Consider the following 26,226-nt stretch of genomic DNA (forward strand, 5'->3'; position numbering starts at 1 on the left):
ACATGGGCAAGCTGGACGGGCGGGTCGTCGTCATCACCGGCGCGGCGCGTGGGCAGGGGGAGCAGGAGGCGCGGCTGTTCGCCGCCGAGGGGGCCCGGGTGGTCCTCGGGGACGTGCTGGACGGCCCCGGCGAGGCGCTGGCCAAGGAGCTGGGGGAGGAGCGGGCGCTCTACGTCCACCTGGACGTGACCGAGGAGGCGGGCTGGGCGGCGGCGGTGGCCGCGGCCGAGGAGCGCTTCGGGCGGATCGACGGCCTGGTGAACAACGCGGGCATCCTGCGCTTCAACGAGCTGGTGACGACGCCGCTGGACGAGTTCGAGGCGATCGTGCGGGTCAACCAGGCCGGCTGCTTCCTGGGCATCAAGTCGGTGGCGCCGCGGATCGCGGCGGCCGGCGGCGGCACGATCGTCAACACCGCCTCGTACACGGGGGTGACCGGCATGGCCGGGGTCGGCGCCTACGCGGCCAGCAAGCACGCGGTGCTGGGGCTGACCCGGGTGGCCGCGCTGGAGCTGGCGGCGAAGGGGATCCGGGTGAACGCGGTCTGCCCGGGGGCCATCGACACCGCCATGAGCAACCCGGAGGGCGTCGATCCGGCGGCCACCGCCGAGCTCTACCGCACGCTCGTGCCGCTCGGGCGGATCGGGAAGCCGGAGGAGGTGGCGGACCTGGCGCTCTTCCTGACCGGCCCGGACTCCGCGTACATCACCGGCCAGCCCTTCGTCATCGACGGCGGCTGGCTGGCCGGGGTCAGCCTTTTCTGACGCACCATCAGGTATTGACGCACCCACCGAGCGGTGCGACAGTCGGGCACATCGCTGATCTGACGATGCGTCAGAAACTCACGAGGACGGTGAACTTCCGTGGAATTCGGGATCTTCGTACAGGGATACGTCGGCAAGCGGGCCGAGACCGATCCCGAAGCCGAGCACAAGGCCCTCATCGAGGAGACCGAGTACGTCATCCAGGCGGACAAGTCCGGCTTCAAGTACGCCTGGGCCTCCGAGCACCACTTCCTGGAGGAGTACTCGCACCTCTCCGCCAACGACGTCTACCTCGGCTACCTCGCCCACGCCACCGAGCGCATCCACCTCGGCTCCGGCATCTTCAACCCGCTCGCCCAGGTCAACCACCCGGTGAAGGTCGCCGAGAAGGTCGCCATGCTCGACCACCTCTCCGGCGGGCGCTTCGAGTTCGGCTCCGGGCGCGGCGCCGGCTCCCACGAGATCCTCGGCTTCTTCCCGGGCATCACGGACATGAACCACACCAAGGAGATCTGGGAAGAGACCATCGCCGAGTTCCCCAAGATGTGGCTCCAGGAGGAGTACGAGGGGTTCCAGGGCAAGCACTGGTCGCTGCCGCCGCGCAAGATCCTCCCCAAGCCGTACGGCAAGTCCCACCCCGCCATGTGGTACGCGGCCGGCTCCCCCGCCTCGTACGCCATGGCCGGGAAGAAGGGGCTCGGCGTCCTCGGCTTCAGCGTGCAGAAGGTCTCCGACATGGAGTGGGTCGTCGAGTCCTACAAGAACGCGATCAAGGAGGCCAAGGCGGTCGGCGACTTCGTCAACGACAACGTCATGGTGACCTCCACCGCCATCTGCGCCGAGACCCACGAGAAGGCCGTCGAGATCGCCGTCGGCGGCGGCCTCAACTACCTCCAGTCGCTGCTCTTCCGCTACCACGACACCTTCCCGCGCCCCGAGGGCGTCCCGGAGTGGCCCGAGCTGCTGCCCGAGTACTCGGCCGAGATCATCGAACTCCTCATCGCCGAGGAGCTGATGATCTGCGGCGACCCGTCGGAGGTGCTCGCCCAGTGCCGCCGCTGGGAGCGGGCCGGCGCCGACCAGCTCTCCTTCGGCCTGCCGATCGGGATCTCCTACGAGGACACGATGAACTCCATCAAGCTCATCGGCGAGCACGTGATCCCCCAGATCGACACGGACCCGGTCCACCGCACCACCCGCTTCCGGCAGGGCGCGGGCTCCTAGACCGCGACCGGCACGCCCAGCGCGGGGCGGCGTCTTCCCGGACCGCCGCCCCGTACCGGCCCCGGCCGGAGGTGATCGCAGCCGCGGCCGGCTGCGCGGCCCCCGACCGGGGCGCGCCCGCGTTCCAGAAAGGACGGTCATGCTCGACCACCTCATCAAGGGCGCCACCGTCGTCGACGGCACCGGCGCCCCCGCCTTCACCGCCGACGTCGGCCTCCGCGACGGACGCATCGCCGTCGTCGCCGAGCCCGGCACCGTCGCCGAAGAGGCCAGGACCAGCGAGGACGCCACCGGACTCGTCCTCGCCCCCGGCTTCGTCGACCCGCACACCCACTACGACGCCCAGCTCTTCTGGGACCCCTACGCCACCCCCTCCATGAACCACGGCGTCACCACCGTCGCCGGCGGCAACTGCGGCTTCACCCTCGCCCCGCTCCACCCGGACCGGCCCGAGGACGCCGACTACACCCGCCGGATGATGTCCAAGGTCGAGGGCATGGCCCTCAAGGCCCTGGAGGAGGGTGTCGACTGGAGCTGGTCCTCCTTCTCCGAGTACCTCGACGCCCTCGACGGGCGCACCGCCGTCAACGCGGGCTTCATGGTCGGCCACTGCGCCCTGCGCCGGTACGTGATGGGCCCGGACGCGGTCGGCGGGCAGCCCACCGAGGAGCAGCTGGCCCGGATGGTCGCCCTCCTCAAGGAGGCCATGGCCGCCGGCGCCTGGGGCCTGTCCACCACCCAGTCGGCCACCCACTCCGACGGCGACGGCGCCCCGGTCGCCTCCCGGCACGCCCTGCCCGCCGAGCTGGTCGCGCTGTCGCGGGCCGTCGGCGAGCACGAGGGCACCCAGATCGAGGCCATCCTCGCGGGCTGCCTCGACCAGTTCTCCGACGCCGAGATCGACCTCTTCGTCGCGATGACGGCCGCCGCCGGACGCCCGCTCAACTGGAACGTCCTCACCGTCGACGCCGCCGTCCCCGAGCGCGTCCCGCGCCAGCTCCTCGCCTCCGAGCGGGCCCGCGCCGCCGGCGGCCGGATCGTCGCCCTCACCATGCCGATCCTCACCCCCATGAACATGTCGCTCGGCACCTTCTGCGCCCTCAACCTCATCCCCGGCTGGGGCGAGGTCCTCGGCCTGCCGGTGCCCGAGCGGATCGAGCGGCTGAGCGACCCCGCCGTCCGGGCCGAGCTGCTGCGCCGCGCCGACTCCAAGGAGGCGGGGGTCTTCCGGCGGCTGGCCGACTTCGGCCGGTACGTCATCGGCGACACGTACAGCAAGGAGAACGCGGGCCTGACCGGGCGGGTCGTCAAGGACATCGCCGCCGAGCGCGGCCAGGACGCCTTCCAGTGCCTGGTCGAGATCTGCGCCAACGACGAGCTGCGCACCGTGCTGTGGCCGATGCCCACCGACAACGACCCGGCCTCCTGGGAGCTGCGCCGCACGACCTGGGAGCACGAGGACGTGCTGCTCGGCGGCTCCGACGCGGGCGCCCACCTGGACCGGATGTGCGGGGCGCCGTACACCACCCGCTTCCTCGGCGACTGCCTGCGCGGCCGGAAGCTGGTGCCGCTGGAGCGGGCGGTGCGGATGCTCAGCGACGACCCGGCCCGGCTCTTCGGGCTGGTGGAGCGCGGCCGGATCACCGAGGGCTTCCACGCCGACCTGGTCCTCTTCGACCCGGAGCGGATCGACGCGGGCCCGGCGACCCTGGTCCACGACCTGCCCGGGGACAGCCCTCGGCTGGACTCGCGGGCGGTCGGGATCGTGTCGGTGCGGGTCAACGGGGTCGAGACGGTACGCGACGACGAGGTGACGGGCGCCATCCCGGGCCGGGTGCTGCGCTCGGGCCGCGACACGAGGACGGTGAGCACCAGGTGACGATCACGGAGCGGCTGTACATAGGGGGCGAGTGGGTCGAGCCCGACGGCGGCCACTACGAGGTGACCGACCCGGCCACCGAGGGGCTGGTCGGCCTCGCCCCGGAGGCGTCCCGGGCGCAGGTGTACGCGGCGGCCGAGGCGGCCCGGGAGGCCTTCGGCACCTGGTCGCGGACGCGGCCGGAGGAGCGGGCCGCGATCCTGGACCGGGCCGCCGACCTGATGGCCCGCGACGCCGAGGCGAACACGCTGCTGGCCCGCGCGGAGACCGGGGCGACGACCGCGACCGCGCGCGGGATGCAGGTGGCGGTGGGCGCCTCGCGCTTCCGGCGGTACGCGCGCGGCGCCCTGGAGCCGGTCGAGCAGGCGCTGCCGCCGCAGATCAACGAGGCGGGCCCGATGGGGAAGGCCGGGGTGTTCGGGGCGGTCGCGGTGCGCCGCCCGGTCGGCGTGGTCACCTGCATCACCTCGTACAACAACCCCTGGGCCAACCCGGCGGGCAAGATCGCCCCGGCGCTCGCCATGGGCAACACGGTGGTGGTGAAGCCGGCCCCGCAGGACCCGCTGTCGGTGTTCGCGATGGTCCGCGCGCTGGCGGAGGCGGGGGTGCCGGACGGGGTGGTCAACCTGGTCACCGGCTCCGCCCCGGCGGTGGGCGAGGCGGCCGTGGACTCCCCGGCGGTGGACATGGTCTCCTTCACCGGCTCCACGGCGGTCGGCCAGGCGATCGGCGAGGTCTGCGGCCGGGGCCTGAAGCGGCAGCTGATGGAGCTCGGCGGCAAGGGTGCCGCGCTGGTCTTCGACGACGCCGACCTGGACGCGGCGGTCATGGGGATCGGCACGACCTTCTCCTTCTACAGCGGGCAGATCTGCACCGCGCCGACCCGGGTGCTGGCCCAGCGCGGGATCCACGACCGGCTGGTCGAGAAGCTGACCGGCTACCTCGGCTTCATGAAGGTCGGCGACCCGGCGGAGCGGGGCACGGTGGTCGGCCCGGTGATCTCGGCGGCGCACCGGGACCGGATCGAGGCGTACGTGGAACTGGGCCGCAAGGAGGGGGCCACGGTGGTGGCGGGCGGCGAGCGCCCGTCCGGCCCGGGGCTCGACCGGGGCTTCTACGTGGCGCCGACGCTGCTCGCGGACTGCACCAACGAGATGCGGGTGGTCCGGGAGGAGATCTTCGGCCCGGTGGTCGTGGTGGTGCCCTTCGACGACGAGGAGGAGGGGATCGCGCTCGCCAACGACAGCGACTACGGGCTGATCGACTACGTCTGGTCCGGTGACGTGGCCCGTGCCTTCCGGGTCGCGGCCCGGCTGCGGGCGGGCGGCGTCGGGGTGAACACCATCGGCCGGAACATGGAGGCGCCGTTCGGCGGCTTCAAGAAGAGCGGGGTCGGCCGGGACGTGGGCTCGTACGCGCTGCACGCGTACAGCGAGACGCAGGCGGTGGTCTGGCCGGGCTGAGCGGGGCTCCGGCGCCGTCCGGGCGGGGCCGGATCCCCCGGTTCCGGTGCCGTCCGGGCGGATCCGGGACCTTCGGGGCGGACCGGGGGTCTTCCGGCACCTTCCCGTTTCCGGAGACCTTCGGAAAATTCCTCGGGAAATTTTTGAATCGGACATTTCGGACAGTGCTGCGGTTCCCGCATATCGGACACTCGGGCCGGACCTACCGCTTGGTCGGTCCGGCCGGGTGGTCGATCTTTCAATCATTGGCGACCGCCGGGATTCGCCCTCAGATTGCAAGGCGATGATCGATCAAATGAGCGGACGACGATCTTCCGGATGTGGAAACCGCAGCATTTAACGTCCTGTTCATGACTCAGGTGGATGTACGGCCCCAGGCCGGAGACACGGTAAGGGGCGCCGCGACCTCGGGCGGCACCGCCGACACCCCAGCGGTGCGCACCAAGGGCCTCGGCGGAAACTCCGTCGGGCTGATGGGCAGCGCCGTCATCGGCATCTCCACCGTCGCCCCCGTCTACTGCCTCACCTCGACCCTCGGCTCCACCGCCGGCGAGGTCGGCCTCCAGATGCCCGCCGTCTTCCTCGCGGGCTTCCTGCCGATGCTCCTCGTCGCGTTCGCGTACCGCGAGCTGAACAAGGTCATGCCCGACTGCGGCACCTCCTTCACCTGGACCGTGAAGGCCTTCGGGCCCAAGGTCGGCTGGATGTGCGGCTGGGGCCTGGTGATCGCGACGATCATCGTGCTGTCCAACCTGGCCGGCGTCGCCACCTCGTACTTCTGGCTGCTCGCCGGCGAGATCACGGGCGATCCGTCGATCGCCGCCCTGGACGACAACAAGGCCGTCCACATCCTGACCTGCCTGGCCCTGATCGCCACCGCCACCGCGATCAGCTACCGCGGCATGACCGCCACCAAGGGCCTGCAGTACACCCTCGTCGGCCTCCAGCTCGTCGTTCTCGGCCTGTTCGTGGCGATGGCGCTGTCGAAGGCCGGCTCCTTCGAGACCTCGGTCGACTTCTCCTGGTCCTGGATGAACCCCTTCGCGGTGCAGTCCTTCGCCGCGTTCACCGCCGGACTCTCCCTGTCGATCTTCATGTACTGGGGCTGGGACGCCTGCATGGCCTCCAACGAGGAGACCACCGGCAGCGAGAAGACCCCCGGCCGCGCCGCGCTCATCGCGATGGTCGTCCTGGTCGGCTCCTACCTGGCCACCGGCATCGCCGCCCAGATGGCCGTCGGCTCCGGCGGCGAGGGCCTCGGCCTCGCCAACCCGGAGACCTCCGACAACGTCTTCGCCGCCCTGGCCGGCCCCGTGATGGGCCCCGCCCTCGGCATCCTGCTCTTCGTCGCCGTGCTCGCCTCGGCCGCCGCCAGCCTCCAGACGACCTTCATCCCGGTCGCCCGCACGGTGCTGGCCATGTCCACCTACGAGGCCCTGCCGAAGTCCTTCACCAAGGTGCACCCGGTCTTCAAGACCCCGGGCAAGGCGACGATCGTGGCCGGTGTCGCCACCGGCGTGTTCTACACCGTGATGACCCTGGTCAGCGAGCACGTCCTGGTCGACACGATCTACGCGCTCGGCCTGATGATCTGCTTCTACTACGCGCTGACGGCCTTCGCCTGCGTCTGGTACTTCCGGGGCGAGCTCTTCCGCTCCGTGCGCGACTTCGCCTTCAAGGGGCTCATGCCGGCCCTCGGCGGCCTGATGCTGACCGCCGTCTTCGCCAAGACGCTGTACGACATGTGGGACCCGGCCTACGGCTCCGGCTCCGCGGTCTTCGGCGTCGGCTCCGTCTTCGTCATCGGCGTCGGGCTGCTGCTGCTCGGCGTGGTGATCATGCTGGTGATGCAGCGCCGCAGCCCCGCGTTCTTCCGCGGCGAGGTGCTCACCAAGGAGACCCCGTCGCTGGTGGTCGCGGACTGATGGACTCCGCGACCGTCGGCTGACGGAAACGACGAGGTGGCGGGCCCGTGGGGGGTCCCGCCACCTTCGTCGTTCCCGGGGGCGGTCAGTGGCCGCCGGGCAGCAGCCCCGAGACCAGCTTGTTCGGCGCCGGCATCTCGGCCGGGGCGCCGCCCTTGCCCTGCGGCATCAGGACCCCGCTGAGCGGGATCACGGAGGGGAGGTTGGCGCCCCCGGTGTCGGCGGCGGCGGTCCCGGCGGCGGCGGTGAGACCGCCGGCCACGGCGAGTCCGGTCAGGGCGGCTGCGGTGAGGATCTTCTTCATGTCCGCTCCAACGCGGACGGACAGGGTCCGGTTACGGGCCGGGGGCGGCCCCGAGGCCCCGCCGGGCCCGTCCTTAGGATGCGCGCATGAGAACGGGCACGGGTGCGGGCACGGGCATGGACGGGGAGCGGTACGGGGACGGCGACGGGGACCGGGCCTGGCGGACGCGCCCCGCGTCGGCGGCGGACCGGGAGCCCGTCGCCGAGCTCAAGGCCGTCGTGATGCGCGCCGACCTGGAACGGCTCGGCCGCTACGACGAGCACCGGGTCCGGCAGCGGCTGCGCGACGAGTTCCGGCCCGAGCACACCTCGGTCATCGAGGTGGCGGGCGCCTTCGCCGGCTGCGTGGCCTTCGCCCCCGACGAGCCCGGCCCCGGCCGGCGGCCCTTCCGCCTCTTCCACTTCTACCTCGCCCCCGAGGCCCAGGGCCGGGGCCTCGGGACGGCGGTGCTGCGGACGCTGCTCGACCGGGCGGACCGCGAGGGCGCCCCCGTCCGGCTGACCGTCGTCCAGGGCAGCCCCGCCCGCCGGCTCTACGAGCGGGCGGGCTTCACGGTCGAGTCCGAGGACCCGATCGACGTGCGGATGGTGCGCGAACCGGCCCTCAGAACGCCGCGCCCGCCGGCTGCCGGGTCGTGACGTTGATCCGGTTGAAGAAGTTGGTGAGCGCGACCATCAGCACGATCGAGGCGAGCTGCTGCTCGTCGAAGTGGTCGGCCGCCGCGTCCCACACGGCGTCCGGCACCGCGTCCGGGCTGTCGGCGAGCCGGGTCGCCGACTCGGCGAGCGCGAGCGCGGCCCGCTCCTCGTCGGAGAAGTACGGGGCCTCGCGCCAGGCGGCGACCGCGAACAGCTTCTCGTCGCTCACCCCGTTCTTCCGGGCGCTCTTCGCCCCGTAGTCCACACAGAACCCGCAGTTGTTGATCTGGCTGGCCCGCAGGTGCACGAGCTCCAGGGTGGACTCCGGCACCCTGCCCGCCCGGGTCGCCTTCAGCAGGCCCGCGATGGCCGGTCCGGTGTCGGAGAGCAGGTGGGCGGGGTTGGTCATCCGGGGCTTGATCGCGTGCTGCATGGTCCGCTCCTGGGAGTCCACGGAACCGGCGGGGCCGGTCCCTCCGTTGCCTTCACCGCAGTGACGGATCGGGGGACGGGGAATGTGACACGCCCCGGGAGATCTCTTTCGGAGCGGCCGCATCAGCCCTCCGCACGCGCCTGCTCGTGCTGCTCCTGCTGCTCCTCCTGCGGCTCCTCCTCCGCCGGCTCGGCGATGAGCGCCGTCGCGACCGTGCGGAAGCCGACGCGGGCGTACATCCGGGCCACCGAGGCGTCCGTGGCGCTCAGGAAGACGGTCGTCACCCCCGCCGCGCGCGCGTCGGCGACGAGCGCCGCCGTGACCGCGAGCCCGAGCCCCCGGCGCCGGGCCTCCGGACGGGTGCCGACCCCGACGACCTCCGAGACCGCGCCGACCGCCTGGTGCTGCCCCGCGGCCAGCGCGGTGCCGGAGGCGTCGAAGGCCGCCGCGAGCCGGGTGAGGCCCGCCGCGATCCGCTCCCCGACCTGACCGGCCGCACCTGGCGTGGGCGTGGCGCCGAACGCGGCGTACGGGGCGGCCACCGCGCTCTCCAGGGCGGGATCGGCCGCGCCGACCATGCGCACGACGACCCCCTCGGGCAGCGCGCCCGGCGGCTCGGCGCCCTCCGTGAGGACCATCAGCGGGTGCTCCCGCACCACGAGCCCGCTCGCCTCGACCGCCGCCCGCAGCCCCGGCGTCGTCTCCGCCACCCACTCGAAGGCCTCGGGCGCGCCCAGCTCCCGCTGCCGCGCCCGTACCGCGTCCACGGCGGCCACGGGCACCGGGCCCTCGTGGCCGAGCGCGGGCCGCGCGTAGTACGGCCACCCGGCCCCGTCCCGTACGAAGAGGGTCAGCGGCCCGAACGCCTCCGCGCGGGCGGCGGAGCGGGGAACGGCGTCGTAGTAGGTCTCCAGGAGCGTCAGCATGGGCCCAGGATGTCGTACGGGCGGGGCCGCGCGGGATGATGGAGCCATGACCGAGATCCTCACCCCCCGCCTGCTGCTGCGCCGCTGGACCGACGACGACCTCGTGCCCATGGCCGAGATCAACGCGGACCCGGAGGTCATGCAGTGGATCGGCGACGGCTCCGTACGCGATCTGGAGACGACGGCGGGGAACATCGAGCGCTGGGAGGAGGAGTGGGACGACGAGGGCTTCGGGCTCTTCGCCGTCGAGCTCCTCGGCTCGGGCGAACTGATCGGCTTCACCGGCCTGTCCGTCCCGCACTTCCTGCCGGAGGCGGAGCACGAGGTCGAGATCGGCTGGCGCCTCGGCCGCCAGTACTGGGGCCAGGGCTACGCCTCGGAGGCCGCGCACGCCGCCCTGGAGTTCGCCCTCCAGGACCGCGGCCTGGAGCGGGTGATCAGCATCGCGCGCCCCGCGAACACGGCCTCGGAGAACGTGATGCGCAAGCTGGGCATGACGCTGGAGCGGGAGACGGTCCACCCGGAGTTCGGCCACGCGCTGCGGATCCACTCGATCGACCTCACCGAGTACCGCGCCTGAGGGCGCTACGGGCGGCGGTACCGGACGGTGACCCGACGGCGACCCGAGGGTGACAGGGACCCGTCACCCTCGCGGTAACGGCGCGGACCGAGGGGGAGCCATGAACGGGACCACGCACACCTGCCCGGGCTGCGGGCGAGACGACCTGACGCAGGCGGTGCCCGCCGTGTACCTGGCCGGCCGCACCACCGTCACCAGCCGCGAGCGCGACGCCGACGGCGACCCGCACACCGTGAGCCGCACCGCCACCACCGCGCTCGCCGACGCGCTCGCACCGCTGCCGAGGCGCCCGAGCCGCGCGCTCGGCGGCCTCGGGATGCTCGCCGCGGTCGTCGGCCTCGGCGCGTTCCTGGGCGGGCGGCTGGCCGAGAGCGCCGAGGGGGACGGCGCCGGGGCCGGCTTCCCCCAGGACACCGGCCCCGACCTCGCCTTCCTCGGCACCGTCGCGGCCGCCGCCCTGGGCGTCGTCGTCTTCGTCGCGGTCGTGCTGCTGGGCCGCGAGGCGGCGTTCGCCCTGCGGACCCGGGGCCGGGGCCGGGCCGAGGAGCTGTGGTCGCACGGCTGGTACTGCCACCGCTGCGGCACCGTCACCTTCCACGGCGTGCCCGGCGAGGACCGGGTCCCGCTCTCCCTCCAGGGCTTCCGCGAGCGGGTGTGGGAGCGCGGCGGCTACGGGCCGATGGCGGCGCGGCGGCCCGTCACCGGCCGGTAGCCCCCGCCCGGCCCAGGAAGACCGGGTTGGTGAAGGCGGCGAGCGCGCCCGGCAGGGGCGGGGCGGTGGCCGGATGGCGGACCTCGGCGCGGACGTACGTGGCGTAGGCGGCGGTCGTCGTCCACTCGGCGGTGTCCGTGTCCTGGACGGTGTGCAGGACGCCCTGGTCCGTGACGAGGCGCAGCGTCCCGCCGGGCGGGACGCCGGTGACCCGGAGGCGGACGGTGACGGGCTCGTCGGCGCGGACCGGGAGCCGCTCGCCGATCCCGGCGGTGCGCCCGCGCCCGTCGGTGACGCCGAAGTCGAGGGAGACGGCCGAGGACTCGGCGACGTAACTCCGCCCGGCCCGCAGCCCGTCCAGGACCGCCGCCCGGCTCAGCTCCTCCGCGAGGACCACGGTCTGCGGGGTGCCGACCCGGTCGGGGTCGCGGTGCGCGTCGCTGTTGCCCATCGCTGGCGTCCAGCGCCCGCGCGCGAGGGCCGCGTCCCAGCCGGCCAGGGCGACCTCGTCGTCCGGGGTGTAGGGGCCGTTCCACACCTCCACCGCGTCGGCGTCGCCGAAGCCGAACTTCCAGGCGCAGCCGACGCAGGTGGCCTGCGGGTGGGCGGGGACGACGAGGCCGCCGGAGCGGCGGATCTCGCGGGCGAAGTGACCGAAACGGTTCTCCCTGGCCCGGTAGCGCCAGTCGACGAAGGTGCCGGGATCGGTGCCGAGGGCGAGGACGTGCCCGTTGCGGGTGGTGACCTCCTCGCCGAGCAGGACCAGCAGGTCGTCCCCGGCGTGCGGGGCCCAGGCGCCGTGCCCGGCATGGGTGTTGTGCTCGGTGGCGGTGAGGAAGTCGAGCCCCGCCGCGCGCGCGAGGGCGGCGACCTCGGCCGGGGTGCGGCGCCCGTCGGAGTACACGGTGTGCAGGTGGCAGTCGCCCCGGTACCAGGCCCGGCCGCGCCCCCGGGCCCGCTCGGGCGGGTAGGCGGCGGGGACGGCGGGCGCGTCCGCCCCCCTCGTCAGGCTCACGGTCACGGTGTACGCGAGGCCCTGCGGGGCGACGGTGTAGGGGGCGAGGACGACGTGCCACAGCCCGGGCCGCAGCGGCCCCGCGACATAGCCGGGGGTGGCGTCGTCGGCCCGTACGAAGAACTCCTTGCGCGCGCCGCCGGACCAGCCGCGGAAGCCCCGGCCGCCGAGCGCGGTGCCGCGCTGGTCGAAGAGCCCGATGTCGAGGGCGTTGCCCTGGGTGCCGGGGGGCACGGGCGGCCGGTCGTAGGTGTACGCCACGCGCAGCTCGCGCACGCCGCGCGGCAGCTCGACGGGCAGGTACACGTAGTCGGGGGAGCCCGGCGGAAGGCTCCCGGTCACGGTGCGGTCGAGGCCCCCGCCGCCGTCGGCCCGAGCGAAGCTCACGGTCCCCAAGGTAAGCGCGCCCGCGGCCCCCGTCACGAGGAGCGCGCGTCTGGTCGTCTCCGTCATGCCCCCGACTGTCCTCCGCTCCGGTGAACGGCGGAACAACGAGAAACGGTCACGGCCGAACGAAGCCGGGCGGCCTGCCGGCCGGGTGCCCGGCCGGACCCGGCTCATGCCGGACCCGGCTCCTGCCGCGCCCGGGAGTCCCCCCGGGGATCCGCCGGGGAGCCGCCGCCCCCAGAGCCGCCCCCCCCAGAGCCGCCCCCCCAGAGCCGCCCCCCCCAGAGCCGCCCCCTCCCAGAGCCGCCCCTCCCCAGAGCCGCCCCCTCCCAGAGCCGCCCCTCCCCGCCCCCCGAAGGCGTCCCGTCGCGCCCCTCGGAATTCCGGGCGGCAGCCCCTACCGTGCCGTCATGCGGATCTCGACCACGATCTTCCTGACCGACGAGACCATCACCCCCGTGCGGCTCGCCCGCGAGCTGGAGCGGCGCGGCTTCGCCGGGCTCTATCTGCCCGAGCACACCCACATCCCCGTCGAGCGGACCACGCCGTACCCGGCCGGCGGGCCGCTGCCGCCGGAGTACGGGCGGGTGCTCGACCCGTTCGTCGCGCTCGGGCAGGCCGCCGCCGTCACCGAGCGGCTGCTGCTCGGGACGGGCGTCACGCTGGTGACCGAGCACGACCCGATCGCGCTCGCCAAGCGGATCGCGACCCTCGACCACCTGTCGGGCGGGCGCTTCACCCTCGGCGTCGGCTTCGGCTGGAACCGCGAGGAGGCCGACGACCACGGCGTGACCTGGTCCACCCGGCGCGAGCGCACCCGCGAGGCCGTGCACCTGATGCGGGCCCTGTGGGCACCCGAACCCACCGCGTACGCCGGGGAGTCGGGCCTCTCCGTGCGCGCCTCCCACGCCTGGCCGAAACCGGCGGGCGGCGCGCCCCGCGTGCTGGTCGGCGGGGCGGCGGGACCCAAGCTCTTCGCGCACATCGCCGACTACGCGGACGGCTGGATGCCCATCGGGGGCCGCGGCCTCACCGAGACCCTGCCGCGGCTGCGCGAGGTGTGGGAGGCGGCGGGCCGCGACCCGAAGGCCCTCCAGACGGTCCCGTTCGCCATCCACCCCAACCCCGGCAAGCTCGCCCACTACGCGGACCTGGGCTGCGAGGAGGTCGTGGTCCAGCTCCCGCCGGGCGGGGAGGGGGAGGTGCTGCGGGCGCTGGACGCGTACGCGGCGTTCCTGTGAGCGATTGACTTCGGAATACGTTCCGAAGTGCGGTCGGTCCATGCTGACCCCCACTGTCTCCTTCTCCGAGCTCTCCAGGAACTCGAAGCGGGTCGCCGAGAGGCTCGACAGCGCGGACCGCCTGCTCGTCACCCGTCGCGACGGCCAGGACCTCTACCTCACCACCGCCGGCTACGACCAGGACCGCGAGGAGACCGCCGACGTCACGGCGCGGCTCCTCGCCGCCGACGGTGGCGCCCGGGTGATAGGGCGCGCCCTCCCCGCGGTCTTCCCGTGGGTGCGGCACCTGTCCGCCGAGGAGCTGGGGGAGTTCGTCGGGGACCTCGTGGACGCGACCCACGACGCCGCGCAGTTGGACGTGCACGCCACCCTCCACCGCACGATCGTGGAATGGCGGGCGGCGGCCCGCGTCCTCGCCGACCCGGCCCTCACCGTCCAGCTCACCCGCGCCCTCCCCGACGAGGACCATGGCGAGGTGCCCGCCCCGTGACGCCGAAGCATCCCCAGTGGGAGTACGAGGTCACGGCGGGCGGCCGGGTGCGCTGCCTCGTCGACGAGCCCCGCCGGACGGTCCACCTGGTGTACGCGTCCCCCCGGCACCCGAAGGACACCGACTGACTGCCGGGCCGGCCCGGCCCAGCCTGGCCCCGCCCCGCCCGGTCCGCCAGGCCCCGCCCCCGCCCCGCCCCCCACGGCCCATGTCCCCCCACCGCCCCCGCTCGTATGCTCGGTCCATGACGGATCACCAGGCACGACGCACCGCAGGACCCACCGAGAACGCGATGCGGCGCGCGCTACGGCGGGCCAGGGACGGGGTGGCGCTCGACGTCGCCGAGGCCGTGGTGCTGCTCCAGGCGCGGGGGGCCGAGCTCGCGGAGCTGGTCGGCGTGGCCGGGCGGGTGCGGGACGCCGGGCTCGAAGCCGCCGGGCGGCCCGGCATCGTGACGTACTCGAAGAGCGTCTTCATACCCCTCACCCGGCTCTGCCGGGACAAGTGCCACTACTGCACCTTCGTCACCGTGCCCGGCAGACTCCGCCGCGCCGGCCACGGGATGTTCATGACCCCCGACGAGGTCCTCGACATCGCCCGCCGAGGCGCCGAACTCGGCTGCAAGGAAGCGCTGATCACGCTCGGCGACAAGCCCGAGGACCGCTGGCCCGAGGCCCGCGAGTGGCTCGACGCGCACGGCTACGACGACACCCTCGCGTACGTCCGCGCCATGGCGATCCGGATCCTGGAGGAGACCGGACTCCTGCCGCACCTCAACCCCGGCGTCCTGTCCTGGACCGACTTCCAGCGGCTCAAGCCCGTCGCCCCCAGCATGGGGATGATGCTGGAGACCACCGCCGAGCGCCTGTGGAGCGAGCCCGGCGGCCCCCACCACGGCTCGCCCGACAAGGAGCCCGCCGTCCGGCTGCGGGTCCTGGAGGACGCCGGCCGCTCCTCCGTCCCCTTCACCTCGGGGCTGCTGCTCGGCATCGGCGAGACCTACGAGGAGCGCGCCGAGTCCCTGTTCGCGCTGCGCCGCGTCGCCCGCGCCTACCACGGCGTCCAGGAACTGATCATCCAGAACTTCCGCGCCAAGCCCGACACCGCGATGCGCGCGATGCCCGACGCCGAGATCGACGACCTCGTCGCCACCGTCGCCGTCGCCCGCCTCATCATGGGCCCGAGCGCCTGCCTCCAGGCGCCGCCGAACCTGGTGGACGCCGAGTACGAGCGGCTCCTGGCGGCCGGCGTCGACGACTGGGGCGGTGTCTCCCCGCTCACCATCGACCACGTCAACCCCGAGCGCCCCTGGCCGCAGATCGAGGAGCTCGCCGAACGCTCCCGCGCCGCCGGTTTCGAGCTGCGCGAACGCCTCTGCGTCTACCCCGAGTTCGTCCGCCGGGGCGAGCCCTGGCTGGACCCCCGGCTGCTGCCGCACGTCCGCGCCCTCGCCGACCCGGAGACCGGCCTCGCGAACCCGGACGCCGTCGTCCGGGGCCTGCCCTGGCAGGAGCCCGACGAGGCGTTCACCGCCGCCGGCCGCACCGAGCTGCACCGCACCATCGACACCGAGGGCCGCACCGGCGACCGCCGCGAGGACTTCGACGAGGTCTACGGGGACTGGGACGCGCTCCGCGAGGCCGCCGCGCCCGGCATGGTGCCGCAGCGGATCGACACCGACGTCCGCGAGGCCCTCGCCGTCGCCGCCGACGACCCCACCCGGCTCACCGACCCCCAGGCGCTGGCCCTGCTGCACGCCGACGGCCCGGCCCTCGACGCGCTCACCCGGATCGCCGACGACGTCCGCCGCGCCGCCGTCGGCGACGACGTCACGTACGTCGTCACGCGGAACATCAACTTCACCAACGTCTGCTACACCGGCTGCCGCTTCTGCGCCTTCGCCCAGCGCCGCACCGACGCCGACGCGTACACCCTCTCGCTGGACCAGGTCGCCGACCGGGCCCAGCAGGCGTGGGAGGTCGGCGCGGTCGAGGTGTGCATGCAGGGCGGCATCCACCCGGACCTGCCCGGCACCGCCTACTTCGACATCGCGCGGGCCGTGAAGGAGCGCGTCCCCGGGATGCACGTGCACGCCTTCTCGCCGATGGAGGTCGTCAACGGCGCCTCCCGCACCGGGCTCTCGATCCGCGAGTGGCTGACGGCGGCGAAGGAGGCGGGGCTCGACTCGATCCCCGGCACCGCCGCCGAGATCCTCGACGACGAGGTCCGCTGGGTGCTCACCAAGGGCAAGCTGCCCACGGCCACCTGGATCGAGGTGATCACCACCGCGCACGAGCTGGGCCTGCGCTCCTCGTCCACGATGATGTACGGGCACGTCGACCAGCCCCGGCACTGGCTCGGGCACTTCCGCACGCTCTCCCGCATCCAGCGGCAGACCGGCGGCTTCACCGAGTTCGTGACCCTGCCGTTCATCCACACCAACGCGCCGGTCTACCTCGCGGGCATCGCCCGCCCCGGCCCGTCCGTCCGCGACAACCGGGCCGTCATCGCGATGGCCCGGCTGCTGCTCCACCCGCACATCCCGAACATCCAGACCAGCTGGGTGAAGCTGGGCACGGAGGGCGCGGCCGAGATGCTCCGCTCGGGCGCCAACGACCTCGGCGGCACCCTCATGGAGGAGACCATCTCCCGCATGGCCGGGTCGAGTTACGGCTCCTACCGCTCGATCCGCGACCTGGAGGCCATCGCGGAGACCGCCGGCCGCCCGGCGAAGCCCCGTACGACGCTGTACGGGGAGGTGCCGGACGAACGGCAGCGCACGGCGCGGGCGTCGGACGGACACCTGCCCGAGCTGCTGCCGCTCGTCCAGGACTGAGCCCCGGTCAGCCCACCAGGAGCTCGCGCTTGAGCTCCTTGAGCTCCTGGTGGTCCACGCCGAGGCCCTGGCGCAGATAGGCGCGGAAGGAGCCGTAGTTCCGCTCCACCTCGTCGAGGCTGGCGTTCAGGTACTCCGGCCGGACGTCGAGCAGCGGCTTGTAGACCGCGGCCTGCTGCGGCGGGAGGTGGGACAGCACGGCCTCGTTGGCGGCGGCCCGGTAGGTGTTGCTGGCGAGGTAGTCGGCCATCACCGTCTCCTCGGGCACGCCGAGCGCGGTCAGCAGCGCCGCTTCGGCCCAGCCGGTGCGGTCCTTGCCCGCGGTGCAGTGGAACAGCACGCCGCCGTCGCCGATCCGGTCGAAGACCGTGCCGTACGCGGCCTTCGCCGTGCCGCCGCTCACCATGAAGCGGTTGCCCTCGACCATCATGGCCGCCGCCTCGGCGGGGGACTTGGGCATCGTCGCGAAGGTGCCGGTGCCCGCGAGGACGTCGGCGACGCGGTAGCGCGCGCCGGCCGGGACGCGGTCGGGCGCGGCGCTCCGCTCGGACTCCATGCGCAGGTCGAAGACGGTCCGGATGCCGAGCCGCCTCAGCTTGGCCAGGTCGGCGTCGGTGGCCTTGTCGAGGGCGTCGGAGCGGTAGACCTCGCCCATCTTCACCCAGTGGCCGTCGCTGGTGCGGTAGCCGCCCGCGTCGCGGAAGTTGACCGTGCCCTGGAGCCGGATCAGCCGGTCGGCCAGCCGCAGCGAGCCGCCCCGCTCGGGGACCAGGTCGAACCAGCGGCGGTCGGCGGAGGGCAGCCCGGTGACGGTGACGCTTCCGGCGGAGCCCCCTCGGGCGACCGTGCGCCCGTCGGTGCGGACGGCGACGGACCGGACGCCGGGGGCGTTCCAGGTGACCGTGAAGGTGCCGCCGGCGTTCTCGGTGACGGTCGCGGCGGTGAAGGGGACGGCGGTGCGGGAGTGCTCCGCGCGCCCGTGCTCGGGGCGGGGGTGCGCGGAGGCGGTCGGGGCGCCGAGACCCACCAGGAGCGCGGCGGAGGCCAGCGCGGCGGAGGCGGTCTTGACTCGTGTCACAGGGCTCATGGCGCGGATGGTTCTGGCCCGGCGCGAACAACCGGTGAACTGCGGTCGAAACGCTACCGAAAATGGACTGTCAGGCGTCGGATCACATAACGCTCCGATCCCCGAACGAGCGCATCCGGTCTATTACAGTGCTGGACCAGAAGCCGCCGACCGGGGGAGGCACGTCGTGACCACCACAGCCGCTGCCGTGTGGGGCCGCACCGAACAGCAGGACTTCCGCGCCCGCGTCCGCGGCTGCCTGCTCGGCGGCGCCGTCGGCGACGCGCTCGGCGCGGGCGCGGCCGGCCGCACCCTCGCCGAGCTCCGCGCGGCCCACGGCCCCGGGGGCCTCACCGAACCGGTCCCCGCGCACGGCCGCCGCGGCGCGGTCACCGCCGCCACCCAGATGTCCCTGTTCACCGTCGACGGCCTGATCCGCGCCCAGGTCCGCCGCGACACCGGCGCCTGGCACCCGCCCACCGACGTGCACCGGGCGCACCTGCGCTGGGCGGCGACCCAGCGCGACTGGGGCCCGGACGAGCGGCGGCCCGGCCTCGGCTGGCTGGCCCGCGAGGAGTGGCTGTACGCCCGCCGGGACCCGGCCAGGGCCTGCCTGACCGGCTTCGGCGACGAGATCCTCGGCACCCTGGACAAGCCCAAGAACCCGGCGGCGGCCGATTCCGGCGCCCTGGTCCGCTCGGCGCCCTTCGGCCTGCTCGTCGGCTGGGAGCCGCAGCTCGTCTGCCAGCTCGCGGTGGAGTGCGCGGCGCAGAGCCACGGCGACCCGGCCGGCTACCTCGCGGCCGGCGCCTTCGCGGTCGTCGTGCACGGAGCGGCCCGGGGCGACAGCGTGGACGGCGCGGTGCGCACCGCGCTCGGGCAGCTCGCCGAGCGCCCCGGCCACGCGCCGGTGACCGCCGCCCTGGAGGCCGCGCTGGCCGCCGTACGGGCGGGGGCGCCGGACGCGGAGCGGGTGGCGGCGCTCGGGGCGGCGGAGGACCGGGCCGAGGGGCAGCTCGCGGCGGCCGTCTACTGCGCCCTGGTCGGCGAGGACGTCCGGCACGGGCTGCGGCTCGCGGTCAACCACGACGGCCCGTCGGCGGCGACCGGCGCCCTGACCGGGGCGCTGCTGGGCGCCCTGCACGGGGAGACCGCCCTGCCGCCGGCCTGGCTGGCCGGTCTGGAGGGCCGGGCGACGGTCCTGGAGCTCGCCGACGACCTCGCGATGGAGCTGACCCAGGGCGCCGCCCTGCACGGCCCCGCCGACGCGGCGCCCGGCTGGCTGGCCCGCTACCCCCGGGACTGACGGCCCCGGCCCCGGCGGGGCGGTCGGCGCCCGGCCTCGGCCCCGGCCCAGGCCCTGGCGGGGCGGTCGGCGCCCGGCCTCGGCCCCGGCCCCGGCCCAGGCCCCGGCGGGGCGGTCGGCGCCCGGCCCCGGCGACGCGCTTGACGCCCGGCCCCCCCGGCGCGGCGCTCAGCGCATCAGCTCCCCGGCGTTGACCAGCAGCGACTGCCCGGTGATGGCGCGCGCCCGGTCGGAGGCGAGGAAGGCCGCCGCCTCCGCCACGTCCCCGTCGGTGGCCAGCTCCGGGAGCGCCATCCGCTCGGTGAGCCGTCCCAGCACCTCGTCCTCCGGGACCTGCTCGGTGTGCGCGGTGAACTGCACGTACGCCTGCACCGGCGGCCCCCACATCCAGCCCGGCAGCACGGTGTTGACCCGGATCCGGTGCGGGCCGAGCTCGCGCGCCATCGAGTACATGGCCGAGGTCAGCGCCCCCTTGGAGGCCGCGTACGCCGCCTGCCAGACCTGTGAGGGCGCGGCGACGGCCGACTGGGTGCCGATCAGGACCACCGAGCCGCCGTGCTCCTTGAGGGCGGGCAGGCAGGCCCGGGTCATCCGCAGGGTGCCCAGCAGGTTGACGTCGAGGACGCCCTGCCAGGTCGCGAAGTCGGCGTCCTCCAGGCCGCCGAAGTAGGAGTCCCAGGCGGCCACGTGGACCACGGCGTCGATCCCGCCGAAGCGTTCCACGGCGAGCGCGGCCAGCGCCTCGCACTGGGCCTCGTCGGTGATGTCGGTGACCCGGTAGGCGGTGCGGTCGCCGCCGGGGTCGATCTCGGCGGCGGTCTTGGCGAGATTGGCCTCGGTGCGCGCGCCGAGCACCGCCCGGCCGCCGTCCCGGACGACGGTCTCGGCGATCCGGTGGCCGAGCCCGGCGCCGACGCCCGACACGACGACCGTCTTTCCCTGGAGCAGTCCTTGGAACGGCATCCGGAACCTCCCTGGGCCTGTTCAATGATCTGACGGCCCGTCAGAGTAGGTGCACGGAACCGAGCAGGGAAGGGGCAGGACGATGAGCGACACGGAGACGGGCGCGCGGGCGGGCGAGCGGACGGGCGCGGAGGCCGACGCGGAGACCTACGCGGAGCTGGCCGCGACCGGCCCGTACGGCGTGCACCCCGGCCACGCGCTGATCACCATGGTCGAGCCGCATCCGGGCCACGAGTACGCGTACAACCGCTGGTACGAGGACGACCACTACTACGCGGGCGCGATGGCGATGCCCTGGATGTTCGCGGGCCGCCGCTGGGTCGCTACCCGCGCGCTCCAGGAGCTGCGCGGGCCGGAGAAGTCGGCGGTCGCCCAGCCGGTCACCGCGGGCTGCTACCTCTCCACGTACTGGATCACCGAGGGCCGCTACGACGCGCACATGAAGTGGACCGTCGGCATCAACAAGCGCCTCAACCGGGACGCCCGGGTCTACCACGACCGCACCCACGTCTTCACCGCGTTCCAGGACCACGAGGCGACCGTCTACCGGGACGGGGCGGCCGGCCCCCGGGACTTCCACGCCCTCGACCACCCGTACGCCGGGCTGGTCCTCCAGGTCGTCGACACCGAGGGGCCCGAGGCGCGGGACGCCCTCGTGGAGCGGCTGCGCTCGCGCGAACTGCCGCGCCGGCTCGCGGGATCCCCCGCGGCGATGGTGACGCTCTTCCGGCCCACCCCGCTGCCCGGGGACCGGATGACGTACGTGAAGCAGGTCGAGGGCGTCGACAACCGGCTGACCCTGCTGTGGTTCCTGGAGGCCGATCCCCGCTCTTGCTGGGAGGAGCACTTCGCGGACCTGGCGGCGGCGGAGTGGGGGGCGGGGGCGCGGGTGGAGCTGGTGGCCCCGTTCATCCCGACGGTCCCGGGCACGGACCGCTACGTGGACGAGCTGCGGTAGGGGCTGTCCGGCGGGCGGGAGGGGGCCCGCGGGCCGAGGGGGCCCGGAAAAGCACCGAGCCCCCTCGGCCAGGACGGCGGACCGGACGAGAGGGCTCTACTCCTGTGGTGCGGCGTGGCGCGGGGTCACAGGGACCCGGCGCTCACCTCGCCCACGAACGCGTTCCAGGTGCCCGGGCCGAAGGACAGGGAGGGGCCCTCGGGGGCCTTGGAGTCACGGACCGCGATCGCGCTCACGACGGGGGACTTGACCTCGACGCAGGCCCCGTTGCCGCCGGAATAGGAGGACTTGGTCCAGGTGTCCGTGCCGCCCTGAATGATGCCCATGTTTCTCACTCCGGTTTCTGTAGGTGTCACGCCCACGTTTCTCTGCCGTGGTGTGATCGACGCTACTGGTCCCGCCCGTCCGGTGGGACCGGCGTTCACTCGACCGGATGGCATATTCCAACTGTGCTTCCGTTGAGGCGAGTCCGGGGTGTACGGTGCTCGCCCCTTCCCGCCCGGCCTGGCCGGACGGTGGCGAACCGGAAGGCTCACCCCTGCGGCGCGTCCTGCTCCGCCGCCTCCTCCTCCTCCTTGTACTGCTTCGCGATCCGCGACACGAACTCCCGGGTCTGCTCCGCGTTCAGCGCCTGCGCCCGCAGGTGCTCGTACATCACGCTGTACTTGGCGACGTCCTGCGCCTTCTCCAGGTACAGGTCGCTCGTCACGCCCTCGATGTACACCACGCTGGAGTCCGAGGTGTCGGGGAACTCCAGGATCGCGTAGTGCCCGCTGATGCCCGGATGCGCGCCCATGTCGAACGGCAGCACCTGCACGGTCACGTGCGGCAGCAGCGACTGCTCGATGAGGTGGTCCAACTGCCGCGCCATCAGCTGCCGCCCGCCGACCACCCGGCGCAGCGCGCCCTCGTCGATGACCACCCACAGCCGCAGCGGACGCTCGTCGTCCTTGATGCGGTCCTGGCGGCGGGTGCGGACCGTGACCCGCTTGTCGATGTCGGCGGCGGTCGACTCCGGCAGCGCCCCGCTGATGACCGCCTCGGCGTAGCCGTGCGTCTGGAGCAGCCCCGGGATGATCTGCGGCTCGTACACCCGCAGGCTCTCCGCGTCGGTCTCCAGACCGATGTAGACGCTGTACGGGATGTCGCCGAAGGCGTGCCACCAGCCCTGCTGGCGCGAGTCCTTGGCCATCTGCATGAGCGAGTCCACCACCCGCTCGTCCTCGACCTCGTACACCCCGCACAGATCGCGGACGTCGCGCTGGCTGATGGAGCGGCGGCCGTTCTCCAGGCGGCTGATCTTCGACTGGGAGACGAGGAGACGCTCGGCGACCTGCTCGGCCGTCATGTTCTTCGCTTCCCGGAGCCGGCGCAGCTCCTGGCCCAATCGGCGTCGCCTGACGGTGGGGTTGACACTGGACGCCACGGAAACTGCACCTCCGGCTGTCGGCTGCGTAGCTGTGAGTATCTACTGCTTGGCAGACTGCCACCAAAGGTGTGGTGTGCGCTGGGAAATCACCAGACGGGCGCAGGGGACGCGGGCGTCACCGGTGACGCCGACGGCAGTGGCGGCACCGGCGACGCGGGCGGCCCCGGTGACGGCGGCGACGCCGGATGTGCGGGACGCCCGTCGCGAAGGACGGCCGTCCCGACACCCGTACGCGGCTCCCGGTGCGGATCGGGGGCGTGGGCCGCGCGCCGCTCGGGCGCCGGCCGCACGCCCGGGGTCACACGGCTCGGGCCATGCTTCCCCGGCGCGGCTGCTGCGGGACCCCGCTCGCCGCCGCGTTGTTGCGGCGCGGCTGTGCGGCCACGCCGTTCTGAACGTCCATCACGGCGTGCGCCACGAGGCCGCCCATGGGGTCGTGCCGGATCAGGTCGCGCAGCCGGGACCGCGACGACCGTCCTTCGTTCCCCGGGTACAGGTGCTTGCCGAGACCGACCGCGTGGGCCAGCGCGGCGAGCGCCGCGGTCCGCGGGTCCGGCGGTACGCCGGTGCGGATCGCACTGTCCAGCCGGGATCGGATGTCCCGGCTGATCGCCGTGTCCGTCGCCTGGTAGCGAGTCGTCGGCAGCACCCCGCACATCTGGCCCTCCACGGCATGGACCATGCCGCAGCGCTCCAGGTGCGCGAGATAGATCTGACGCAGCCCCAGTCGGGGCCCGCCGATCCAGTGGACGGCCCGGACCGGACTGCCGCGCCTGCGCAGCAGTTCCAGTGCGGAGTCCAGAGTCGGATCTCCGGTCGGCCGTGGCATCACCACGGCGATACGATCCCCGTCAGGGGCTATCCGTCCTGCCAGAGCCAGCTCCACTAGCTGTGCTCCGGCGAGGCCGAGGTCGAGCGACTGCGGCTGCGCTGTGGTACCCGTGGTCGGGTCCAGAGCGAGCAGCAGAAGCTCCTCCGGAATTGTTCTGCGGCTCCTGCCCATCCATGCCTCCCCGCGTGGATGAATGACAGGGTGACCCCTCTCACATTCATCTGTCGAGAGTGCCTGGGTGCTTCGTACGGGAACCGGTAGGTATGTCGTTCTCGTCTAGCACGGGAGCCGGGGGGTCCACACGGGACACTGGTAGACGGTTCGGACGTCCGGACGAGTTCCGGACGCTTTTCGTATGACGTTCGTTTGACGTTCGTTTGACGCATGGAGGAGGCACGGTGGCGGGCGAGTCCCCCGACAAGGCGGAGCAGCGGGAGAGCGCGGCCGGCGGAGAGGGCAAGGACCCGAGGCTGTCCGTGCTCCAGGACCGCGTGGACGAGCCGACGGCGGTCTTCAAGGCCCTGTCCCCGCGCACGGCGCCGGAGGCGGCGGGAGCCGCCGGGGACGCGGACGGGGCGGACCGGGCGGACCGGGCGGACGGGACGGAGCCCGAGGCGGTCGAGGGGGCCGAGCAGCCGGCGCCCGAGGACGACCGGCTGAAGGAGGCCGTGGCGGCGTGGGTGGCCACGGACGAGGACGCCGCGGCCGAGGACGGCAAGGCCGAGGACGGCAAGGCCGAGGACGGGTCCGATGAGTCCGCCGGGTCCGGCGAGGCGAAGCCGGCGGCGGATGCCCCGGCCCCGGCCCGGACCACCTCCTGGGCGAAGAAGGACGCGGACGCGGACCCGGAGACGGTCGAGGCCGCCGCCGAGGAGGCGAAGCCGGAGCCGGAGGCCGGGAAGCCGTCGGCCGAGGAGTCGTCGGCCGAGGAGTCGGAGGCCGGGAAGGCCGCCGCCGGGAAGCCGTCGGCCGCGCCGGCCGCCGAGTCCTGGTTCGCCGCGCGCAAGCCCGCGGAGCCGAAGCGGGAGTCGGCTCCCGAGCCGGAGGAGAAGCCCGCCGAGGCGGCCACCGCGCCGCCCGTGGACCAGCCGACCGCGGTCTTCAAGGCCCCGAAGCTCCCCGCCGAGCCGACCGAGCCGAAGACCGAGCCGAAGACCGAGCCGAAGACCGAGCCGAAGACCGAGCCGAAGACCGAGCCGAAGGCCGAGCCCGCCGAAGCGAAGGCCGGGCCCACCGAGCCGAAGCCCGCCGAGGCGAAGCCGGCCACGCCCGCCGCGCCGCCCGTGGACCAGCCCACGACGGCCCTGAAGCTGCCCGAGTCGATGTTCCGCCCGCTCAAGGGCGACATCACCCAGGAGCAGCCGAAGCCGGCCGCCCAGGCCCCGGGCGCGCAGTCCCCCGCCGCCACTCAGCCGCCCGCCGCCCAGGCGCCCGCGTCGCTCGCGGAGCCGGAGCGGACCCGGCAGCAGCCGCTGCCGCCGCGTCCGCCGCTGGAGATCCTGGCCGAGCTGACGAACACCCCGCCGCCGCCGGAGACCCCGCTACGGACCGGGGTGCGCCGGGTCAAGATCTGGACCCCGCTGGTCCTCCTCGTCCTCGTCGTGTTTGCGGTCGTACAGCTCGTACGCCCGCTGCCGGCCCCGAAGCTCACGCTCTCGGCGGCCCCCACGTACACCTTCGAGGGCGGCGAGCTCGCGCTGCCGTGGCCGTCCGAGGGACAGGGCGCGGTCGAGGTCGAGGGCGTCGGCTCGATGGGCACGTACGGCCCGCAGAAGACCGCGCCGATCGCGAGCGTCGCGAAGACGATGACGGCGTACGTGATCCTCCGCGACCACCCGATCAAGGGGAACGAGTCCGGCCCGCAGATCGAGGTCGACGCGACCGCCGGCGAGCAGGCGAAGGCGAAGGACGAGTCGACCGCGCCGATCAAGGAGGGGGAGAAGTACACGCAGAAGCAGCTCCTCCAGCTCCTGATGATCCCCTCGGGCAACAACGTGGCCCGGCTGCTGGCCCGCTGGGACGCCGGTTCGGAGGCCGCGTTCGTCGAGAAGATGAACGCCGCCGCCAAGGAGCTCGGGATGACCGGCTCGGCGTACACGGACCCGTCCGGCCTGCAGTCGAGCACCATGTCCACGCCGCAGGACCAGATCAAGCTGGGCAAGGCGGTCATGCAGTACGACGTGTTCCGCGAGATCGTGGACATGCCGAACCTGACCGTCCCGGGCATCCCCGGCCGGATCGAGAACAACAACACGATCCTGCTCCAGCCCGGTGTGACCGGCATCAAGACCGGCTCCTCGACCCCGGCGGGCGGCAATCTGCTGTGGGCGGCGAACACGGTCGTCGACGGCCGGAAGTACCGCGTCATCGGCATCGTGATGGGCGCGAAGGACGCGGCCCAGCTCTACCAGAAGCTGGATCTGGCCATCGCGTACAGCCTCAAGATCATCCAGAAGGCGCAGCAGGACGTCACGTCCGCGGCCGTGGTGAAGAAGGGGCAGGTCGTCGGGTACGTGGACGACGGCATGGGCGGCCGGACGCCGGTCGTGGCGACCAAGGAGCTGAAGGCCGTCGGCTGGCCGGGCCTGAAGGTGAGCCTGGAGCTCACGAACGGCGGTAAGGCCCTCCCGCACTCCGGGAAGAGCGGTGACGTGGTCGGCGAGGTGTCGATCGGCACCGGTACGGGCAAGGTCAGCGCCCCGGTGGCGCTCCAGGGCGACCTCGTCGAGCCGGGCTTCGACAAGAAGCTGACCCGCGTCGGCTGAGCCGGCGGGCCGCTCGCGGCGGGCGCCCGGGGAGCTCCCCGGGCGCCCGCCTGTTAGCGTCGTGGCGGGGAAGGGAAGCGGAACACCGGT

The 26,226-nt window shown here is 73.6% G+C and carries 24 protein-coding genes; 15 read left to right on the plus strand and 9 right to left on the minus strand.

Translation table 11 applies throughout. From position 1 onward, the window contains the following. Positions 1-2 precede the first annotated feature (2 nt). The 5 genes from ACZ6J5_RS19380 to ACZ6J5_RS19400 all read left to right on the plus strand — a co-directional run bounded on the left by ACZ6J5_RS19380 (position 3) and on the right by ACZ6J5_RS19400 (position 7,255). A complete protein-coding gene (locus tag ACZ6J5_RS19380) occupies positions 3-764 on the plus strand; it encodes an SDR family NAD(P)-dependent oxidoreductase (RefSeq protein WP_469393049.1) in 762 nt (253 codons plus the stop codon). Positions 765-863: 99 nt separating this feature from the next. Beyond that, on the plus strand, positions 864-1,988 hold the full coding sequence (locus tag ACZ6J5_RS19385; RefSeq protein WP_469393051.1) for an LLM class flavin-dependent oxidoreductase: 1,125 nt from the start codon (positions 864-866) through the stop codon (positions 1,986-1,988). Positions 1,989-2,127: 139 nt separating this feature from the next. Next, on the plus strand, positions 2,128-3,867 hold the full coding sequence (locus tag ACZ6J5_RS19390) for an N-acyl-D-amino-acid deacylase family protein (RefSeq protein WP_469393053.1): 1,740 nt from the start codon (positions 2,128-2,130) through the stop codon (positions 3,865-3,867). Then, complete coding sequence (locus ACZ6J5_RS19395; RefSeq protein WP_469393055.1) at positions 3,864-5,330, plus strand: aldehyde dehydrogenase family protein; 1,467 nt, start codon at positions 3,864-3,866, stop codon at positions 5,328-5,330. The genes ACZ6J5_RS19390 and ACZ6J5_RS19395 overlap by 4 nt, the downstream gene beginning before the upstream one ends. A gap of 350 nt (positions 5,331-5,680) precedes the next feature. After that, positions 5,681-7,255 carry an APC family permease gene (locus ACZ6J5_RS19400; protein ID WP_469393057.1) on the plus strand — a complete coding sequence of 525 codons (1,575 nt, stop codon included), beginning with the start codon at positions 5,681-5,683 and terminating at the stop codon, positions 7,253-7,255. Positions 7,256-7,340: 85 nt separating this feature from the next. Here the strand turns inward: ACZ6J5_RS19400 and ACZ6J5_RS19405 are convergent, their stop codons facing one another. After that, positions 7,341-7,559 carry a hypothetical protein gene (locus ACZ6J5_RS19405; protein WP_362476067.1) on the minus strand — a complete coding sequence of 73 codons (219 nt, stop codon included), beginning with the start codon at positions 7,557-7,559 and terminating at the stop codon, positions 7,341-7,343. 116 nt (positions 7,560-7,675) lie between these two features. On the opposite strand from ACZ6J5_RS19405, the gene ACZ6J5_RS19410 reads away from it, so the two are divergent. Further along, positions 7,676-8,197 (plus strand): GNAT family N-acetyltransferase, encoded by a 522-nt coding sequence (locus ACZ6J5_RS19410; protein WP_469393577.1) that lies wholly within the window; start codon positions 7,676-7,678, stop codon positions 8,195-8,197. Here the strand turns inward: ACZ6J5_RS19410 and ACZ6J5_RS19415 are convergent. Further along, positions 8,163-8,618 carry a carboxymuconolactone decarboxylase family protein gene (locus ACZ6J5_RS19415; RefSeq protein ID WP_469393579.1) on the minus strand — a complete coding sequence of 152 codons (456 nt, stop codon included), beginning with the start codon at positions 8,616-8,618 and terminating at the stop codon, positions 8,163-8,165. The genes ACZ6J5_RS19410 and ACZ6J5_RS19415 overlap by 35 nt on opposite strands. A gap of 134 nt (positions 8,619-8,752) precedes the next feature. Further along, on the minus strand, positions 8,753-9,556 hold the full coding sequence (locus ACZ6J5_RS19420) for a GNAT family N-acetyltransferase (RefSeq protein ID WP_469393060.1): 804 nt from the start codon (positions 9,554-9,556) through the stop codon (positions 8,753-8,755). A 46-nt stretch (positions 9,557-9,602) separates the two neighbouring features. Between ACZ6J5_RS19420 and ACZ6J5_RS19425 the strand changes: the two genes are divergently transcribed. Next, positions 9,603-10,136 carry a GNAT family N-acetyltransferase gene (locus ACZ6J5_RS19425; RefSeq protein WP_469393062.1) on the plus strand — a complete coding sequence of 178 codons (534 nt, stop codon included), beginning with the start codon at positions 9,603-9,605 and terminating at the stop codon, positions 10,134-10,136. 100 nt (positions 10,137-10,236) lie between these two features. Next, positions 10,237-10,848: a hypothetical protein gene (locus ACZ6J5_RS19430; protein WP_469393064.1), complete on the plus strand. Its 612-nt coding sequence runs from the start codon at positions 10,237-10,239 to the stop codon at positions 10,846-10,848. Here the strand turns inward: ACZ6J5_RS19430 and ACZ6J5_RS19435 are convergent. Next, positions 10,835-12,316: a CehA/McbA family metallohydrolase gene (locus tag ACZ6J5_RS19435; RefSeq protein WP_469393065.1), complete on the minus strand. Its 1,482-nt coding sequence runs from the start codon at positions 12,314-12,316 to the stop codon at positions 10,835-10,837. The two genes, ACZ6J5_RS19430 and ACZ6J5_RS19435, sit on opposite strands and share 14 nt — an antisense overlap. Positions 12,317-12,660: 344 nt before the next feature. Here ACZ6J5_RS19435 and ACZ6J5_RS19440 point away from each other — a divergent pair, with 344 nt between their 5' ends. The 4 genes from ACZ6J5_RS19440 to ACZ6J5_RS19455 all read left to right on the plus strand — a co-directional run bounded on the left by ACZ6J5_RS19440 (position 12,661) and on the right by ACZ6J5_RS19455 (position 16,817). Then, positions 12,661-13,491, plus strand: coding sequence for an LLM class F420-dependent oxidoreductase (locus tag ACZ6J5_RS19440; RefSeq protein WP_469393067.1), 831 nt, complete (start codon positions 12,661-12,663; stop codon positions 13,489-13,491). Between the two features lie 40 nt (positions 13,492-13,531). After that, on the plus strand, positions 13,532-13,981 hold the full coding sequence (locus tag ACZ6J5_RS19445; protein ID WP_469393069.1) for a prevent-host-death family protein: 450 nt from the start codon (positions 13,532-13,534) through the stop codon (positions 13,979-13,981). Next, positions 13,978-14,109 carry a hypothetical protein gene (locus tag ACZ6J5_RS19450; protein WP_469393071.1) on the plus strand — a complete coding sequence of 44 codons (132 nt, stop codon included), beginning with the start codon at positions 13,978-13,980 and terminating at the stop codon, positions 14,107-14,109. The genes ACZ6J5_RS19445 and ACZ6J5_RS19450 overlap by 4 nt, the downstream gene beginning before the upstream one ends. 116 nt (positions 14,110-14,225) lie before the next feature. Continuing rightward, positions 14,226-16,817, plus strand: coding sequence for a bifunctional FO biosynthesis protein CofGH (locus ACZ6J5_RS19455; RefSeq protein ID WP_469393073.1), 2,592 nt, complete (start codon positions 14,226-14,228; stop codon positions 16,815-16,817). Between the two features lie 7 nt (positions 16,818-16,824). On the opposite strand, the gene ACZ6J5_RS19460 is transcribed toward ACZ6J5_RS19455, so the two are convergent. Next, positions 16,825-17,904 carry a tyrosine-protein phosphatase gene (locus tag ACZ6J5_RS19460; RefSeq protein ID WP_469393075.1) on the minus strand — a complete coding sequence of 360 codons (1,080 nt, stop codon included), beginning with the start codon at positions 17,902-17,904 and terminating at the stop codon, positions 16,825-16,827. Between the two features lie 166 nt (positions 17,905-18,070). Between ACZ6J5_RS19460 and ACZ6J5_RS19465 the strand changes: the two genes are divergently transcribed. Continuing rightward, positions 18,071-19,189 carry an ADP-ribosylglycohydrolase family protein gene (locus ACZ6J5_RS19465; RefSeq protein ID WP_469393077.1) on the plus strand — a complete coding sequence of 373 codons (1,119 nt, stop codon included), beginning with the start codon at positions 18,071-18,073 and terminating at the stop codon, positions 19,187-19,189. 168 nt (positions 19,190-19,357) lie between these two features. On the opposite strand, the gene ACZ6J5_RS19470 is transcribed toward ACZ6J5_RS19465, so the two are convergent. Continuing rightward, positions 19,358-20,152, minus strand: a complete 795-nt coding sequence (locus ACZ6J5_RS19470) for an SDR family oxidoreductase (RefSeq protein WP_469393079.1) — start codon at positions 20,150-20,152, stop codon at positions 19,358-19,360. Positions 20,153-20,234: 82 nt separating this feature from the next. Between ACZ6J5_RS19470 and ACZ6J5_RS19475 the strand changes: the two genes are divergently transcribed. After that, positions 20,235-21,110 carry a hypothetical protein gene (locus tag ACZ6J5_RS19475; protein WP_469393081.1) on the plus strand — a complete coding sequence of 292 codons (876 nt, stop codon included), beginning with the start codon at positions 20,235-20,237 and terminating at the stop codon, positions 21,108-21,110. A 125-nt stretch (positions 21,111-21,235) separates the two neighbouring features. Here the strand turns inward: ACZ6J5_RS19475 and ACZ6J5_RS19480 are convergent, their stop codons facing one another. From ACZ6J5_RS19480 to ACZ6J5_RS19490, 3 genes are all read right to left on the minus strand, one after another. Next, the gene (locus ACZ6J5_RS19480) at positions 21,236-21,436 is read right to left on the minus strand and encodes a DUF397 domain-containing protein (RefSeq protein ID WP_362476090.1); all 201 of its coding nucleotides are present in this window, start codon (positions 21,434-21,436) and stop codon (positions 21,236-21,238) included. Between the two features lie 206 nt (positions 21,437-21,642). Next, positions 21,643-22,536 carry a helix-turn-helix domain-containing protein gene (locus tag ACZ6J5_RS19485; protein ID WP_469393083.1) on the minus strand — a complete coding sequence of 298 codons (894 nt, stop codon included), beginning with the start codon at positions 22,534-22,536 and terminating at the stop codon, positions 21,643-21,645. 301 nt (positions 22,537-22,837) lie between these two features. Next, positions 22,838-23,542 carry a GOLPH3/VPS74 family protein gene (locus tag ACZ6J5_RS19490; RefSeq protein WP_469393085.1) on the minus strand — a complete coding sequence of 235 codons (705 nt, stop codon included), beginning with the start codon at positions 23,540-23,542 and terminating at the stop codon, positions 22,838-22,840. Positions 23,543-23,769: 227 nt separating this feature from the next. On the opposite strand from ACZ6J5_RS19490, the gene ACZ6J5_RS19495 reads away from it, so the two are divergent. Continuing rightward, positions 23,770-26,136, plus strand: coding sequence for a D-alanyl-D-alanine carboxypeptidase family protein (locus ACZ6J5_RS19495; protein ID WP_469393087.1), 2,367 nt, complete (start codon positions 23,770-23,772; stop codon positions 26,134-26,136). Positions 26,137-26,226 lie beyond the last annotated feature (90 nt).

This window comes from Streptomyces sp. NPDC042100 (assembly GCF_055582325.1).